General features: G+C 65.5%; 12 protein-coding genes. 4 read left to right on the plus strand and 8 right to left on the minus strand.

Annotated features, from left to right (window positions below):
• Positions 1–12 precede the first annotated feature (12 nt).
• From GPL20_RS28510 to GPL20_RS28540, 7 genes are all read right to left on the minus strand, one after another.
• Positions 13–717, minus strand: coding sequence for an ABC transporter ATP-binding protein (locus GPL20_RS28510; RefSeq protein ID WP_157333911.1), 705 nt, complete (start codon positions 715–717; stop codon positions 13–15).
• Positions 714–1,505: an ABC transporter ATP-binding protein gene (locus tag GPL20_RS28515; protein WP_157333913.1), complete on the minus strand. Its 792-nt coding sequence runs from the start codon at positions 1,503–1,505 to the stop codon at positions 714–716. The genes GPL20_RS28510 and GPL20_RS28515 overlap by 4 nt, the downstream gene beginning before the upstream one ends.
• On the minus strand, positions 1,502–3,391 hold the full coding sequence (locus GPL20_RS28520) for an ABC transporter permease (protein WP_157333915.1): 1,890 nt from the start codon (positions 3,389–3,391) through the stop codon (positions 1,502–1,504). The genes GPL20_RS28515 and GPL20_RS28520 overlap by 4 nt, the downstream gene beginning before the upstream one ends.
• A 172-nt stretch (positions 3,392–3,563) precedes the next feature.
• Entirely contained in the window at positions 3,564–4,766 is a 1,203-nt protein-coding gene (locus GPL20_RS28525; protein WP_157333917.1) for an ABC transporter substrate-binding protein, read from the minus strand.
• A gap of 79 nt (positions 4,767–4,845) precedes the next feature.
• Positions 4,846–5,430, minus strand: coding sequence for an amino acid synthesis family protein (locus GPL20_RS28530; RefSeq protein WP_084803796.1), 585 nt, complete (start codon positions 5,428–5,430; stop codon positions 4,846–4,848).
• A gap of 27 nt (positions 5,431–5,457) precedes the next feature.
• Positions 5,458–6,354: a UPF0280 family protein gene (locus tag GPL20_RS28535; RefSeq protein WP_157333919.1), complete on the minus strand. Its 897-nt coding sequence runs from the start codon at positions 6,352–6,354 to the stop codon at positions 5,458–5,460.
• Positions 6,351–7,808, minus strand: coding sequence for a 6-hydroxynicotinate reductase (locus tag GPL20_RS28540; protein ID WP_167533267.1), 1,458 nt, complete (start codon positions 7,806–7,808; stop codon positions 6,351–6,353). The genes GPL20_RS28535 and GPL20_RS28540 overlap by 4 nt, the downstream gene beginning before the upstream one ends.
• A 239-nt stretch (positions 7,809–8,047) precedes the next feature.
• Here GPL20_RS28540 and GPL20_RS28545 point away from each other — a divergent pair, with 239 nt between their 5' ends.
• A complete protein-coding gene (locus GPL20_RS28545) occupies positions 8,048–8,530 on the plus strand; it encodes a (2Fe-2S)-binding protein (RefSeq protein ID WP_157333923.1) in 483 nt (160 codons plus the stop codon).
• Complete coding sequence (locus tag GPL20_RS28550) at positions 8,530–12,060, plus strand: molybdopterin cofactor-binding domain-containing protein (RefSeq protein ID WP_157333924.1); 3,531 nt, start codon at positions 8,530–8,532, stop codon at positions 12,058–12,060. Before GPL20_RS28545 ends, GPL20_RS28550 begins: the two co-directional genes overlap by 1 nt.
• A gap of 58 nt (positions 12,061–12,118) precedes the next feature.
• Here GPL20_RS28550 and GPL20_RS28555 read toward each other — a convergent pair whose 3' ends face one another.
• Positions 12,119–13,087 (minus strand): catechol 2,3-dioxygenase, encoded by a 969-nt coding sequence (locus GPL20_RS28555; protein ID WP_157333926.1) that lies wholly within the window; start codon positions 13,085–13,087, stop codon positions 12,119–12,121.
• A 439-nt stretch (positions 13,088–13,526) separates the two neighbouring features.
• Here GPL20_RS28555 and GPL20_RS28560 point away from each other — a divergent pair, with 439 nt between their 5' ends.
• Both GPL20_RS28560 and GPL20_RS28565 read left to right on the plus strand, forming a co-directional pair.
• Complete coding sequence (locus tag GPL20_RS28560; protein ID WP_254125201.1) at positions 13,527–15,266, plus strand: ATP-binding protein; 1,740 nt, start codon at positions 13,527–13,529, stop codon at positions 15,264–15,266.
• A 118-nt stretch (positions 15,267–15,384) separates the two neighbouring features.
• Entirely contained in the window at positions 15,385–15,963 is a 579-nt protein-coding gene (locus GPL20_RS28565; RefSeq protein ID WP_157333930.1) for a peroxidase-related enzyme, read from the plus strand.
• The last annotated feature ends 9 nt before the right edge of the window (positions 15,964–15,972 follow it).

Genomic DNA, 15,972 nt, shown 5'->3' on the forward strand with positions numbered 1-15,972 from the left:
CGTTCCCCGCCCTCACAACGACAGATGCGCGTCGCGGATGTCCGGACGCGCATCGAGCTCGGCCATAGTGCCGCCAAAGCAGATGCGGCCGCGCTCGATGATGTAGGCGCGGTCGGAAATCAGCCGCGCGAAATGCAGATTCTGCTCGGAGACGACAATGCTGACACCCTCCTTCTTCATGGTCAGGATGGCGTCGACCATCTGCTCCACGATCTTCGGCGACAGGCCTTCGGAGGGCTCGTCGAGAAGGACCAGCGACGGATTGCCCATCAGCGTGCGCGCAATGGTGAGCATCTGCTGCTCGCCACCGCTCATGCGGCCGCCCGGGCGGTTCTTCATCTCACCGAGATTTGGAAACAACGCGAACAGCTTGTCGCGCGTCCAGTGCGGCGCGTTTGGTCGCTTCGGCTGGCGGCCGACCTCGAGATTCTCCTCCACCGTCAGATCGGTGAAGATGCGCCGCTCCTCCGGCACATAGCCGAGCCCCTCGCGCACGATCTCGTGCGTCGGGCGCGCCGAGACATCCTTGCCCTCGAACATGATGCGGCCGGAACGCTGCGCGACCAGGCCGACGATCGAGCGGAACGTCGTCGACTTGCCTGCACCGTTGCGCCCGAGCAGCGCGACCACCTCGCCCTCGCCAACCTCGAAGCCGATGTCGAACAGGATATGCGCCGGACCATAATGGCTGTTGAGCCCTTCGACCGTCAGCTTCATGACGAGGCTCCTTCGCGGTGGCGGGCATCGTAGACGAGGCCCTCGCCGAGATAGACCGCCTGCACCTGCGGGTTGCCGCGCACCTCGGCCGGCGAGCCCTCGGCGATCAGCGTGCCGCGGTTGAGCACGATGATGCGATCGGCATGCTCGAACACCACGTCCATGTCGTGCTCGGTGAAGAGCACGCCGATCGATTTCTCCCGCGCGATTTGAGCCGTCAGCCGCATCAGATCGACGCGTTCGCGCGGGGCCATGCCGGCGGTCGGCTCGTCCATCAGGAGGAGCTTCGGCTGGTTGGCGAGCGCGACCGCAAGCTCGAGCCGCTTGAGGTCGCCATAGGCGAGCTCGCCGCAGGGGCGATCCGCATAGCCGCCCATGCCGACGAGCTCGAGCAGCCGGCCAGCCTCGCCGCGGTCGAAAATCGGCGCCGAGCCGAAGAGGTTGAACAACTGCTTCTGATGCGAGATCAGCGCGACCTGCACGTTCTCGCGCACGGTCATGGTGGCGAAGGTCGCGGTGATCTGAAAGGTGCGCCCGACGCCGAGCCGCCAGATCTCGCGCGGCTTCTTGGCCGTGACCTCCTCGCCGAGCAGGCGAACATGGCCGGAATCCGGCTTGTTCTGGCCGTTGAGCATGTCGAAACAGGTGCTCTTGCCCGCGCCGTTCGGGCCGATCAGCGCCAGTATCTCGCCGGCGCGCAGCGAGAACGACACGCCGCGCACGGCATGGATGCCGCCATAGGATTTGGTCAGGCCGTCGACTGCGAGAAGTGGGGGTGCGACGCTCATTCGGCGGACTCGATCGGCTTGGCAAGCAAGGGGGATCCCGGCGGCGATGACTTCCGGCGACGCTGGGCCAGCATCTCCAGCATGCCGACGATGCCCTTGGGGAAGACGACGACGATCAGCACGATGAAGCCGCCGAGAACCAGTTTCGACAGGTCGGTCTGGCTCACCAGCCAGATGTTGAGCGCCTTGTAGACGATGGCGCCGATCACCGCGCCAGATACCGTCTCGACGCCGCCGAGCAGCACCATGACCAGCGCATCGACCGAGAGCGAGATGCCGAGATTGTCGGGGAAGACGCTGCCCTTCAGGTACGCGAACAGCGCGCCGCCGATGCCGGCGGTCGTGCCCGCGATCACGAAGGCTGTCCACTGGATGCGCTTGGCGTCGATGCCGATCGCTTCGCTGCGCAGCAGCGAGTCGCGCGTCGCCCTGAGTGCGTAGCCGAACGGCGAGAACACCATGACACGCAGCGCGACCGTGACGAGCGTGGCGACGCCCAGCGCCAGCCAATAGAAATGCGACGGGCTCGCCGCCCAGCTTGAAGGCCAGACGCCGAGGATGCCGTTGTCGCCGCCGGTCACGCTCACCCATTGGAACGCGATCGACCACACGATCTGCGCGAAGGCGAGCGTCAGCATGGCGAAATAGACGCCGGAGAGCTGTACTGCAAAGAAGCCGAACACGGCCGCGCCCATGCAGCCGAGCAGCGGGCCGAGCAACAGGCAGACGATCATCGGCAGTCCCGCCATCTTGGCGAGGAAGGCGATGCCGTAGGCGCCGAGCCCGAAATAGGCGGCATGACCGAAGGACGCGAGGCCGCCGACCGACATCAGGAAGTGCAGACTGACGGCGAAGATGACGAAGATCGCGATCTCCGAGCCGACGGTCAGCGCGTAATTGCCGGCGAACAACGGCAACGTCGCAGCGATCACGAGCGCTGCGAGCGCGGCCAGCCGTTCGTTCGACGTCAGCGGCCGCCAGGGATTGACGGTCAGGCCCGGCGTCTTGCGCGCGGGTGCCTCGGGCCTGCCGAACAGGCCCCAGGGGCGAACGATCAGCACCACCGCCATCACCAGGAAGACCAGGATGATGGAGATCTTCGGGAAGATCAGGATGCCGAAGGCATTGAGCTCGGACACCAGCACGGCCGCGACGAACGCGCCGACGATGCTGCCGAGGCCGCCGATCACCACCACGACGAAAACCTCGACGATGATGCGCAGGTCCATGGCGTGATGCACGGCATCGCGCGGGATCTGGAGCGCGCCGCCGAGCGCGGCGAGGAACACGCCGACCGCAAACACGGAGGTGAAGAGCCACTTTTGATTGACGCCGAGCGCGGCGACCATGTCGCGGTCCTGCGTCGCCGCGCGCACCAGCACGCCCCAGCGCGTGCGCTGGAATAGCAGCCAGAGAATCCCGAGCACGACCGGGCCGAGCACGATCAGGAACAGGTCGTAGCTCGGGATGTTCTGGCCGAAGAAATCGACCGCGCCCTTGAAGCCCGGCGCGCGGCGGCCGACGAGATCGTCGGGCCCCCAGACCAGCACGACGAGATCCTCGACCATCAAGGTCAGGCCGAAGGTCGCGAGCAGCTGGAACAGTTCCGGAGCGTGATAGATGCGGCGGAGCAGCACCATCTCGACGATGACACCGATCAGCGCCACGGCAAGCGCTGCAGCAACGATCCCGCCCCAGAAGCCGAACGCGCCCGAAAGCCGCTCGGTGAGCGTGAAGGCGATGTAGGCGCCGATCATGTAGAAGGCGCCATGCGCGAAATTCACGATCCGCGTCACGCCAAAGATGATCGACAGGCCCGACGCTACCAGGAACAGCGATGCTGCGCTGGCGAGACCGGTCAGAAACTGTACGACGTAAAAGGCCATCGGCGGTCCGGGTTAGGTCTGAATTTCACCTCTCCCCGCTCTTGCGGGGAGAGGTCGGATCGCCCTTGCGATCCGGGTGAGGGGCTCTCTCCACGAGCGCGGAGCGTGGAGAGAGCCCCTCACCCCAACCCTCTCCCCGCGAAGGGCGGGGAGAGGGAGAGATAAAGAAGGATCAATCCTTCGGGCGCAGCTTGTCGACTTCCGCATCGCTCGGCAGGTAGTCCGCGCCCTTCTTGTAGGACGAGTCCACCATCACGCCCTTGCCGTCCTTCAGCGCGGTCTTGCCGACATAGGCACCGAGCGTCGACTGATGGTCGATCTTGCGGAAGGTGATCTCGCCAAACGGCGAGGGCATCGACAGCCCCTCCGCCGCGGCGATCAGCTTCTCCGGATCGGTCGAGCCGGCCTTGGCCAGGATTGCCGCCGCCGACTTGATGGTCTGGTAGCCGACGATCGAGCCGAGGCGCGGATAGTCGTTGTATTTGGCCTGATAGGCCTTGAGGAACGCGTCATGCTCGGGGGTCTTGATCGAGTACCAGGGATAGCCGGTGACGATCCAGCCCTCGGGCGTCTCGTCCTTGAGCGGATCGAGATATTCCGGCTCGCCGGTCAGGAACGAGACGACCTCGCGTCCCTTGAACAGGCCGCGGGTGTTGCCTTCGCGCACGAGCTTGACGAGGTCGGCGCCGAAGGTGACGTTGAGGATCGCTTCGGGATTGGCGGCGGCAACCGCCTGCACCACCGGGCCCGCGTCGATCTTGCCCTGCGGCGGCCACTGCTCGTCGACCCACTGGATGTCCGGGCGCTTCTCCGACATCAGCTTCTTGAACACCGCGACCGCCGACTGGCCGTATTCATAGTTCGGCGCGATCGTCGCCCAGCGTTTTGCCGGCAACTTGCTGGCCGCTTCCACCAGCATCGCCGCCTGCATGTAGTTGGAGGGACGCAGGCGGAAGGTGTATTTGTTGCCCTTGGACCAGGTGATGGCGTCAGTCAGCGGCTCGGCCGCGAGGAAGAACACCTTCTTTTGGTTGGCGAAGTCGCTGACGGCAAGGCCGATGTTCGACAGGAATGTGCCGGCGAGCATCGCAACGCCCTCGCTCGAGACGAGCTCGTTCGCCGCAGTCTGTGCGTCCGCAGGCTTGCCGCCGTCGTCCTTGGAGATGACGACGAGCTTCTTGCCGTTGATGCCGCCGGCCGCGTTGATCTCTTCGACCGCGAGCTGCCAGCCCTTGCGATAGGGTTCGGTGAATGCCGGCAGCAGCGAATAGCTGTTGATCTCGCCGATCTTGATATCCTGCGCCACGGCCGAATGGGCCATGCCGCCAGCCAGAAGCGCGAAGGCCGCGCCGACAAAAATGTTCCTTGCTCGCATCCCAACCTCCAGTTTGAACTCTCTACGTCGTCAGTATGATCTTGCCGGAGAACCTGTGCCCGCTTCCCCGGATCATTCTCTACCTCAGGCCGTCTTCGCCCTTGATCTCCGCAACCGTCAGGCCGCCGACGCGCGGCAGCGGACGGCCGCTGTCGGTGACGGCAACCGCAACCATGATCTCGTTGGCGCGCGGCGCGTCGTTGATCTGCACCTCCATGCCGTCGAAATGGCTGCGCACGAAGGCCGCATCCTTGTGGCCGAGCGGAATGTCGAGCGTCGTGCCCGGTCCGCTGCGCTTCTTCGACGACGGGATCAGCGCCGCGCCCTTGCTCAGGACTTTACGCACCGGCGCGCCCATCTTCGGGTGAAGGATGGCGGCGGCGTGCTCCAGCTCGCCGTTCTCGCCGACGGCAGCCGCCTTGCCATAGCTCTGCGCCTTCGCGCCATCGATGCCGAGCGCGGCCACTGCGCGCTTCGACAGGAGTTCGCCGAGCTCCTCACCGATCGCGATCAGCGGTGAAAGGTCCTCGACATATTTTCCGGCAAAGGGATTCTCGATCACGGCGATTGCCGCGGCCCGCCGGGTCGGCGGCGAAACCTGGCGACCCATCTCCATCTGCGTCTCTTCGACGACGGTGACGATCTTGCGGATGATCGCGCTCATGTTTGCTTCCCTTGGGCACTTCCCTGTTCAGGCATGAACCGCGTTCTCCAGCGTGAGCGGGCGCGCTTCTTGCCGTTCAATATCTTTCGGTCCGATGACAAGCATATCACCACAAAGCTGCAGCACGGCACCCTCGATCAATCCGCGATCGAACAATTTTCTTGCACATTCCGCGCCAGATTCGAGCGCGGCCGCAATCTCGGTCTGCGACAGTTCGCCGACATCGCGGGTGACAAGACGCGCGCCGAGATCGCTGTCAGGCTGAAGCTCGTTCGCAGGCTTGCGGATGACGGCCGGATGGCCCGGCAGATCGACGGCATTGGCGATGATCGTCGCCGCCGCATCGGCCTGCGACGCTGTTGCCGCCAGCACCGTCACCGCGTCAGCGATGCCGAGCGAAAAGCTGCGGCCGTGCCGTCCGCTGGTCGCGATCCCGCGCACGGGGTCGTCCGAAGCGATCCTCATCGTGCGCATCACCCCGTGACGATCGGGCCGGTCCATCAGGCCGACCGAGAAATGCTCACCTTCGCCGAGATGAAGCGCGATGTCGCCGCCATTGTTGACATACGCCTGATCAAGCGCCGCAGCGCCGAGCATCGCGCCGAGGATCTCCTCCGCAACGCTGCCGGCCACAGCGGCCATCGGCGTGATGAAGCAGTCTGAAGCATAAGGCACGACAGCGGCATGCATCCGCCGCGCCACGACGCCATTCAGCGCGGCTCGCTTCTCAGCAGCTGTCCGCAGTTCCGGCAGTTCCGTGCAGAGCTCGTCGAGCAACCCGGCGAACCGCCGCGCCGCGGCCTCATAGGCCGCACGCACTGCGTCCGCGCGCCCCCTCGCCTCGACGATCAAATCAATCGGTCCATCCTGCAAATGCAGCCGCCGGCCATCAGACAGCAATGCGATTTGCGGGAGCCTCGTCATGCCCGAGGTCCCGGAATCGGGTTCTGCCAGGGCAACTGGCGGACGTCGTCACCGCCCTGCACTTCGGCGAGCGGCCTCACATAATCCATGTGGCCGCCCAGCGCAGCATAGTCCGACAGCTTCATCGTGAACTCGATCGGCGCGACCAGCGCCGGTGTCGGCACATAGCCGAACGCGCCCGCCGGCATCTGCGTCACATCGACCATGTAGGTGATGCCGCCGCCGGGCCAGACATAGACCGGGGCGCCGCCGCTGGTGACCCGCGTCAGTGCGTCCTTCACCGAACGCGTCAGCCGCACCGGATTGTCGGTGACGCCCGCGCGCAGCGAGCCGCCGGCGCCGGCCATGAACAGCACCGTGCACAACGCCGGCTCGCAATTCTCCTGGATGCGCTCAACCGAAAATTTGAGGTCGGCCGGCATCTCGGTCTCGACCGGCTTCAAGGCCTCGTCGAGCACGTAGTAAGAGGCATGCTCGCCGGTGGTGGAGACCATCAGCATGGTCAGACCGGGTTTTGCTTCCTTGGCATCGAACGGCCCGAGGATCGCAAGCGGATCGGAGATGTTGGTGCCGCCCCACCCCGTGCCGGGGTCGGCGACCTGGAAATAGCGGCCGGGCGTCGAACGCCGGCCCTTCATCTTGATGCCGGTGTCGGCAATGTCGAGCAGCTTGCCGGCCTGGTGCTCGCTGAGCACACCGGTGATGTGGTCGTCGACCACGACGACCTCGTCGACCTTGCCGTGCCATTGCTTGGCGAACATGCCGATGGTCGCCGAGCCACAGCCGACGCGCATACGCTCTTCCCTGACGCCGTTGACGGTCGGCGGCTGGCCGGCCTGGACCACCACGCTGGCGCCGCCGTCGATGGTCAGCTCCACGGCCTTGCAATTGGCGAGATCCATCAGCGTGTCGCAGGTGACGCGGCCCTCCTTCTTGGAGCCCCCGGTCAGATGATGCACGCCGCCGAGCGACAGCATCTGCGAGCCGTATTCGCTGGTGGTGACATGCCCGACCGCCTCGCCTTGCGCGCGGACGGTCGCGGTTTCAGGGCCGAGATAGCGGTCGGTATCGATCTTCACCTTGATGCCGCAATAGGAGAAGATGCCCTCGGTAACCACGGTCACCATGTCGATGCCGTCGACCTCCGCGGAGACGATGAACGGCGCCGGCTTGTAGTCGGGATAGGTCGTGCCCGCGCCGATCGCGGTGACGAAGGTGGAGGGCTCGTGGACGATCTTGCCATCCCAGTCTTCGGTGCGGCTGAACGGAACGAGCTTGCCGCCGTGCGAGACGGTGCGTTCCAGGATCACATGCGGATCGACGCGAACGAGCTTGCCGTCGTGATTGGCATAGCGATCGCAGGCGCCCGCCGCGCCCGGCTTGATGTAGCACATCACCGGACAAGCATCGCAGCGGATCTTGTCGATGGCAGCGCTCGTTGTTTCCATCACCATGTCAGAGCCGGCGGACACCGCGGTTATCATTCGTATACGAACGATGTTGCGCGCGGTCCCGATAGCTGTCAAGCGGCGGTGCGGCGCAAAAGATGCGCCTGCCGCATAAAACCTCATTTGCCTATCCGCTCTGTCCACAAAGAAGGCAGCTGCGCTGCAGTGCGGCATGCACGGCTTGCACGTTTGTGTACAAACGGTATCGTCACGACGTCGATTTTTACGCGGGCTTGGGAACGAGGATGACGCAGACACCGATCCGCCTCACCGTGAACGGCAGGATCCACGAGATCACTGCGGCGGGAGACACGCCGCTGCTCTACGTGCTGCGCAACGACCTCGCTCTGAACGGCCCGAAATACGGTTGCGGCCTCGGCGAATGCGGCACCTGCACTGTCCTGATCGACGGCGCCGCAGCACGTTCCTGCGTGTTTCCCGTGAGCGGCTGCGCCGGCCGCGACATCGTGACGCTCGAAGGGCTTGGCACCCGCGAGGCGCCCGATGTGGTGCAGCAGGCCTTCATCGACGAGCAGGCCGCGCAATGCGGCTACTGCCTCAACGGCATGATCATAACGACCAAGGCGCTGCTCGCGATCAATCCGCGACCGACCGAACAGGAGGCACTTGCGGCATTGCGCTACAATCTCTGCCGCTGCGGCACGCATGTCGAGATCCTGCGCGCGGTGATGCGCGCATCGGGCCAGCTCACCGAGGCTGCTGATTGATGGCCTCCCCCGTCTCGAACGAAGCTGAGCGGCCATCCGGTTCGCTCGTCGTCGTCCGCACCGTGGACGAGGTCACATCGGAGACCTTCGTCCGCATCACCGCGGACGGTTCGGTCACGGCCTATAACGGCCATGTCGATCTCGGCACCGGCATTCGCACTGCGCTCGGCCAGATCGTCGCCGAAGAGCTGGATGTGTCCTTTGCCCGCGTCGTCGTCGTGCTCGGTGACACCGCATTGGTGCCGAACCAGGGCGCGACGATTGCCAGCGAAACCATCCAGATCACCGCCGTCCCCCTGCGCAAGGCCGCGGCGCAAGCGCGACAGGTCCTGATCGCGCGCGCGGCCGAGCGGCTGGAGCTGCCGGCCTCCGAATTGAGGATCGAGGACGGCCTCGTGCGCGGGCACGACAACCGCAGCATCAGCTATGGCGAGCTGATTGGCGGCGAGACCATCCGCCTCGAGCTCGCCGACGACGTCGCGGTCAAGGCGGTCGGCGATTACGCCGTCGTCGGCCACTCGGTGCCGCGCGTCGATCTGCCGGCCAAGACCACCGGCGAACTGACCTTCGTGCACGACGTCCGCGTGCCCGGCATGCTGCACGGCCGCGTGGTGCGCCCACCCTATGCCGGCGTCGATGCCGGCCCGTTCGTCGGCACCAGCCTGATCGCGGTCGACGAAACCTCGGTCCGCGACATTCCCGGCATCATCGCCGTCGTGCGTATCGGCGATTTCGTCGGCGTGGTCGCCGAGCGCGAGGAGAACGCGATCCGCGCGGCAGAGCAGCTCAACGTGAGCTGGAAGCCAACGCCTGCTCTCACCGATCTCGCAGATGTCGAGACGGCACTGCGCGCCAATCCTTCGACGCCGCGCACGCTGATCGACAAGGGCAACGTCGATGCGGCGATATCAGGCGCGGCCAAGCCGATGCAGCGCACCTACGTCTGGCCGTACCAGATGCACGCCTCGATCGGTCCCTCCTGCGCCGTCGCCGACTTCCAGGACGGCAATATCCGCGTCTGGTCCGGCACGCAGAATCCGCACCTGCTGCGCACCGACCTGGCGCTGCTGATCGAGCGTCCCGAGAGCGAGATCGACGTCATCAGGCTGGAGGCCGCCGGCTGCTACGGCCGCAACTGCGCCGACGACGTCACCGCCGACGCACTGCTGCTCTCGCGCGCCGTTGGCCGTCCGGTGCGCGTGCAGCTGACGCGCGAGCAGGAGCACGCCTGGGAGCCCAAAGGCACCGCGCAGCTCATCGACGTCAATGGCGGCCTCGACGCCGACGGCGGCGTCGCCGCTTACGATCTCGCCACGCGCTACCCCTCGAACGCCGCACCGACGCTGGCACTGCTGCTGACGGGGCGGATCTCGCCGGAGCCCGCCGTGCTCCAGATGGGCGACCGCACCGCGATCCCGCCCTACGATTACGATCACATGCGTGTCGTCGCCCACGACATGCCGCCGATCGTGCGCGCGTCCTGGTTCCGCGGCGTCTCGGCGTTGCCGAACACCTTTGCGCATGAGTCCTATATCGACGAGGCCGCGGCCGAGGCCGGCATCGATCCGATCGAATACCGCCTGCGCTACCTGAAGGACCAGCGCGCGGTCGACCTCGTCAATGCGGTCGCCGAGCGTGCGGGCTGGACGCCGCGACCGGTGCGTGAGGAGAAGGATGGCGAGGTCGTGCACGGGCGCGGCTTTGCCTATGCGCTCTACGTCCACAGCAAGTTTCCGGGCTATGGCGCGGCCTGGTCGGCCTGGATAGCCGACGTTGCCGTGAACAAGTCGACCGGCGACGTCAGCGTGACGCGCGTCGTCGCCGGGCAGGATTCCGGCTTGATGATCAATCCGGACGGCGTGCGCCACCAGATCCAGGGCAACGTCATCCAGTCCACCAGCCGCGCGCTGATGGAGGAGGTCTCGTTCGAGCGCGGCACCGTGGCGGCGCGCGAATGGGGGGCCTATCCGATCATCCCCTTCCCCGACGTGCCCAAGATCGACGTGCTGATGCTGCCGCGTCAGGACCAGCCCCCGCTCGGCGTCGGCGAGTCCGCCTCGGTGCCGAGCGCAGCCGCGATCGCCAATGCGATCTTCGATGCCACCGGCGTGCGTTTTCGCGAGCCGCCGTTTACGTCGGAGCGCATATTGAAGGGGCTGCACGGCGATGCACCGGCGAGGCCGCAGGCACTGCCCGCTCCCGCTCCGCCGCAGCGGTCGCGGATCTGGGAAAATCCGTTCGCCAAACGCGCCGGCATTTTCGCGACGATCGCGGCCGTCTGCACTGCCGCAATCGGCATCGGCACCGCCCTCCTGCCCGGCCGCGCGATCGCGCCGATCGCACGCCCCGATGCATCAGTCTATTCCGCCGCGACCATCGCGCGCGGCCAGCAACTCGCCGCGCTCGGCAATTGCGCGGAGTGCCACACCACGATCGGCGGCGTGCTCAACGCCGGCGGCCGCGCGCTTCAGACCCCGTTCGGCACGATCTATGCGACCAACATCACGCCCGATGTCGAGACCGGCATCGGCGCCTGGTCCTATCCCGCCTTCGAGCGCGCGATGCGCGACGGGCTGCATCGCGGCGGACGTCAGCTCTATCCCGCCTTCCCTTACACGCACTATGCGAAGACCAGCGAGGCCGACCTTCAGGCCCTCTATGCCTACCTGATGGCGCAGCCTGCGGTGCGCGCGACGGCGCCCGCGAATGCGCTCAGCTTCCCCTTCAATCTCCGTCCGCTACTGGCCGGATGGAATGCCCTGTTCCACGAAGGGCGCGAGTTCAAGCCTGATCCTGCCAGGTCCGAGGCATGGAATCGCGGCGCCTACCTCGTCGAGAGCCTCGGCCATTGCAGCGCCTGCCATTCGCCGCGCAATGCGCTCGGCGCCGAGCGGCGCGAGGCCTATCTCGCCGGCGGTTTCGCCGAGGGCTGGGAGGCGCCGGCGCTGACCTCGCTCTCGCACGCGCCGGTCCCGTGGAGCGAGGACGAGCTTTTCGCCTACTTGCGCACCGGCCATTCGCGCCATCACGGTGTCGCCGCCGGCCCGATGGCGCCGATCGTCCGGGACCTCAAGGCCCTGCCCGATCAGGACATCCGCGCGATGGCGGTCTACCTCAACTCGTTCAACGACACCGCGACCGACCGCCAAGCACAGGATGCGCTCGCGACAAAACTCGAAAGCGCAACGCAAGTCACCGTCGCCTCTTCCACCGGCGCGCGGCTCTATCAGGGCGCCTGTGCGGTATGCCACGAGGTCGGCGGCCTGCCGCTATTCGGCACCAGGCCCTCGCTCGCACTCAACAGCAATCTGCACAGCGCCAGTTCGGACAATCTCGTGCAGGTGATCCTGCACGGCATCACCGAGCCCGTCTCCAGCGACCTCGGCTACATGCCGGCGTTCAGGAACAGCATGAGCGACACGCAGGTCGAGGAACTCGTCACCTTCCTGCGCAAGCAGTTCGCGCCCGACAAGCCGGCGTGGACCGGTGTGCGCGAGACGATCACGCGTGTGCGGGCCTCAACACACTAGCGTCATTCTGGGGCCCGAGCATTGCGAGGGAGCCCGGAATGACACTGTGTGAACAACACTAGCCGTGCTTCTTGATCTCCACCGGCGGCGTGCCGTGGGTGTGGAATGACTCGATCGTTTTCAGCCCCCAGGCCTGGCCTTTCTTGCGCTCTTCCTCGGTCCACACGATCGGCTTCCAGTCGGGGGCGAGGATGAGGCGCGCGCCGGCATTGGCCACCTCGACGCGGTTGCCGCCTGGTTCGTAGACATAGAGGAAGAAGGTCTGCTGGATCGCGTGCTTGTGCGGGCCGGTCTCGATGTGCACCCCATTCTCAAGGAAGATATCTGCAGCGCGCAAAATCTCCTCGCGGCTGTCGAGCGCATAGGTGACGTGGTGGAAGCGGCCGGGCACGCCTGAATGGTCGAGCGAATAGGCGAAGTCGTAGCTCTTGTTCGACATCGTCAGCCACATCGCCGCTTCCCGGCCGTCGTTGAGCACGATCTGCTCGGTGAGACGGCAACCGAGATAGTTTTCGAAGAACTCGCGATTGGCCTTGATGTCGACGGCGAGACAGTTGAGATGATCGAGCCTGCGGACGTTGACCCCGCGCGCGGGAAAGCGCTGCGCCTGGTTCTTCAGCGCGGGCTTCAGCTCCGGCGGTGCCTGATACCATTCGGTCTCGTAATAGAGCTCGACGATGTGGCCATCGGGATCGCGGCAACGGAAGGTCGGCCCCTGCCCCATGTCGCCGTCGATCCAGCCGATGTCGAAGCCGGAGCCCTTCAGTGCGGCGACGCGGCGCTCGAGCGCCTGCTGGCTGCGCGCGCGCAGCGCCATGTGCTCCATGCCTGACGTCTTCGACGCCGTAAGCTTAAGGGAATACCGCTCGTAGTCGTCCCAGCCGCGCAGATAGACCGACTCGCCCTTCTGGCCGCTGACGGTCATGCCCATGACGTCGACGAAGAATTTCAGGCTCTCATCGGGCTTGGGCGTCAAGAGCTCCATGTGGCCGAGATGGGCGAGATCGAGGATCGGTTCCGGTTGCATGCTTTCCTCCAGGCGTGGCTGCGATCCGCTGGACCGGGTCGCGCAATCGGGCGCAGCGCTGCGACAAGCTCATGCGCCCAGGGCGGCGCCGCGGCCGCCGACTTCATTTGTACTAATGTACAAATGATTAGGTCCCGTCAACAAATCAAAAGGCGCCGCCAGATCGACCTCGGCGCCACCGAAAATGACAATCAATCCCCGAACGGCGGACGGACTCCCCGCGTGGTAAAACCTTCCTTAACCCGGCCTCGCTCCCCGCCGGCCGGGAAAAGCAGTATTTCTCGGCTCTTTCAGCTCGCAACCGGGCATTGGGAACAAATATCCCGGCAGAATTGTCCGGGATTTAACGCAGCGCCCGCGCCAGCCGCTTAACCGTTTGTGCAGCGACGGCCGCGCATAGTCCGGAACAAATCCCTTGCTCTTGCCAGGTTCATTCATCGTGACATCCTTTGGACGCGTGATTTCGGTTCGCGGATCGCTCGCCCGGGTCGGGCTTTTGGCGGAAAGCCAGATGCCGATCTCGGAGGTTCGGGCCACCGTCGGCCGTTTCGTCAGTATCCGCTGCGGAAACTCGGTCATCGTCGCGATGATCACCGAGGTCTCCTGCGAGAACCTGTCGAGCGCAGACAACTACATCGCCATCGCCTCGGTCGACCTGCTCGGCGAGATCCTCAACGCCAGCGACAAGCCGAAATTCCAGCGCGGCGTCACCAACTATCCGACCATCGGCGATGCCGTCGACCTGATCACCAGCCAGGAGCTGCGCACGATCTATGCGCCGACCGGGTCGGACCAGATCAATGTCGGCTTCCTCCAGCAGGACCGCTCAGTCGTCGCCTATGTCGACGTCGAGGAAATGCTGTCCAAGCATTTTGCGGTTCTGGGTTCGACCGGCGTCGGCAAATCGACCGGCGTCTCGCTGCTGCTCAACGAGATCCTGAAGGCGCGGCCGAACCTGCGCATCTTCCTGCTCGACGTGCACAACGAATATGGCCGCTGCTTCGGCGACCGCGCGCTGGTGCTCAACCCGCGCAATCTGAAGCTGCCGTTCTGGCTGTTCAATTTCGAGGAAATCGTCGACGTGCTGTTCGGCGGCCGCGCCGGCGTGCCCGAGGAGCTCGACATCCTCGCCGAGGTGATCCCGCTCGCCAAGGGCGTCTACACCCAGTACCAGAACGCCGACCGCATCGGTCTCAAGCGCATCGATCCCAAGCAAATCGGCTACACGGTCGACACGCCGGTGCCGTACCGCCTGGTCGATTTGCTATCCCTGATCGACGAGCGCATGGGCAAGCTCGAGAACCGCTCCTCGCGCATCATCTATCACAAGCTGATCTCGCGCATCGAGGCCGTGCGCAACGACCCGCGCTACGCCTTCATGTTCGACAACGCCAATGTCGGCGGCGACACCATGGCCGAGGTGATCAGCCATCTGTTCCGCCTGCCCGCCAACGGCAAGCCGATGACGGTGATGCAGCTCGCCGGCTTCCCGGCCGAGGTCATCGATTCCGTCGTCTCGGTGCTGTGCCGCATGGCCTTCGACTTCGGCCTGTGGAGCGACGGCGTCTCGCCGCTGCTGTTCGTCTGCGAAGAGGCGCACCGCTACGCCTCCGCCGACCGCAACATCGGCTTCGGGCCGACCCGCAAGGCGGTGTCGCGCATCGCCAAGGAAGGCCGCAAATACGGCGTCTATCTCGGCCTCATCACCCAGCGCCCGGCCGAGCTCGACGCCACCATCATCTCCCAGTGCAACACGCTGTTCACGATGCGTCTTGCCAACGACCGCGACCAGGCGCTGCTGCGCGCCGCGGTGTCGGACGCGGCCGCGAACCTGCTCTCCTTCGTGCCGTCGCTCGGCACCCGGGAAGTGCTGGCATTCGGCGAAGGCGTCGCGCTGCCGACGCGGCTGCGCTTCAAGGAGGTGCCGCCGCACCAATTGCCGCGCGGCGAAGCCACCATCTCGAGCGTGCCGTCCGTCACCTCGGGTCACGACATGCATTTCGTCAGCGCCGTGCTCGAACGCTGGCGCGGCGCCACCTCGCAGCGCGACGTGCCGAACGACCCGGTGTTCGCGGCACCGCCTACCAAGGCAACGTCCAGCCTCGAAGCCCCGATGCTGCAACCCTCGATGGGGCTCGATCCCGACCGTTTCTCGCTGCTGAAGAAGCCGCTGCGGTAAGGCCGCGCTCGTCCCCAAGGGCGACAGCGCCGCTTCTTCAATTGGCATTGCAGCAGGCACGTTGAGGCGGCCGCCTGCATCGACTATGGTTGCCGGCCCCAGGCCGGAATCCGCACCCATGACAAAGCCCGCGCAACGCTTCCCCGCTCCCGCCATCGACGCATTGCCCGACGACATCCGCACGCGGCTCCTTGCCGTGCAGGAGAAGAGCGGCTTCGTGCCGAACGTGTTTTTGACGCTGGCCTATCGCCCCGACGAGTTCCGCGCGTTCTTCGCCTATCACGACGCGCTGATGGAAAAGGACGGCGGCCTCACCAAGGCCGAGCGCGAGATGATCGTGGTCGCAACCTCGGCGGCCAACCAGTGCCAGTATTGCGTGATCGCGCATGGCGCGATCCTGCGCATCCGCGCCAAGAACCCGCTGATCGCCGATCAGGTCGCGGTGAACTACCGCAAGGCCGACATCACGCCGCGGCAGAAGGCGATGCTCGATTTCGCGATGAAGGTCTCGGCCGATGCGCAGCGCATTTCGGAGGAGGATTTCGCCGCACTCCAGCCTCACGGCTTCAGCGATGACGACGTCTGGGACATCGCCGCGATCTCCGCCTTCTTCGCGCTGTCGAACCGGCTGGCGAATTTCACCGGCATGCGCCCGAACGACGAGTTCTACCTGATGGGACGATTGCCCAAGACATGACCAACAACA

Source organism: Bradyrhizobium cajani, from assembly GCF_009759665.1.
In the GTDB taxonomy this organism is placed as follows: domain Bacteria; phylum Pseudomonadota; class Alphaproteobacteria; order Rhizobiales; family Xanthobacteraceae; genus Bradyrhizobium; species Bradyrhizobium cajani.

Coding starts and splice junctions, on each gene's coding strand:
- GPL20_RS28510 (WP_157333911.1), bottom strand. CDS start 717: ATGAAGCTGACGGTCGAAGGGCTCAACAGCCATTATGGTCCGGCGCAT.
- GPL20_RS28515 (WP_157333913.1), bottom strand. CDS start 1,505: ATGAGCGTCGCACCCCCACTTCTCGCAGTCGACGGCCTGACCAAATCC.
- GPL20_RS28520 (WP_157333915.1), bottom strand. CDS start 3,391: ATGGCCTTTTACGTCGTACAGTTTCTGACCGGTCTCGCCAGCGCAGCA.
- GPL20_RS28525 (WP_157333917.1), bottom strand. CDS start 4,766: ATGCGAGCAAGGAACATTTTTGTCGGCGCGGCCTTCGCGCTTCTGGCT.
- GPL20_RS28530 (WP_084803796.1), bottom strand. CDS start 5,430: ATGAGCGCGATCATCCGCAAGATCGTCACCGTCGTCGAAGAGACGCAG.
- GPL20_RS28535 (WP_157333919.1), bottom strand. CDS start 6,354: ATGACGAGGCTCCCGCAAATCGCATTGCTGTCTGATGGCCGGCGGCTG.
- GPL20_RS28540 (WP_167533267.1), bottom strand. CDS start 7,808: ATGGTGATGGAAACAACGAGCGCTGCCATCGACAAGATCCGCTGCGAT.
- GPL20_RS28545 (WP_157333923.1), top strand. CDS start 8,048: ATGACGCAGACACCGATCCGCCTCACCGTGAACGGCAGGATCCACGAG.
- GPL20_RS28550 (WP_157333924.1), top strand. CDS start 8,530: ATGGCCTCCCCCGTCTCGAACGAAGCTGAGCGGCCATCCGGTTCGCTC.
- GPL20_RS28555 (WP_157333926.1), bottom strand. CDS start 13,087: ATGCAACCGGAACCGATCCTCGATCTCGCCCATCTCGGCCACATGGAG.
- GPL20_RS28565 (WP_157333930.1), top strand. CDS start 15,385: ATGACAAAGCCCGCGCAACGCTTCCCCGCTCCCGCCATCGACGCATTG.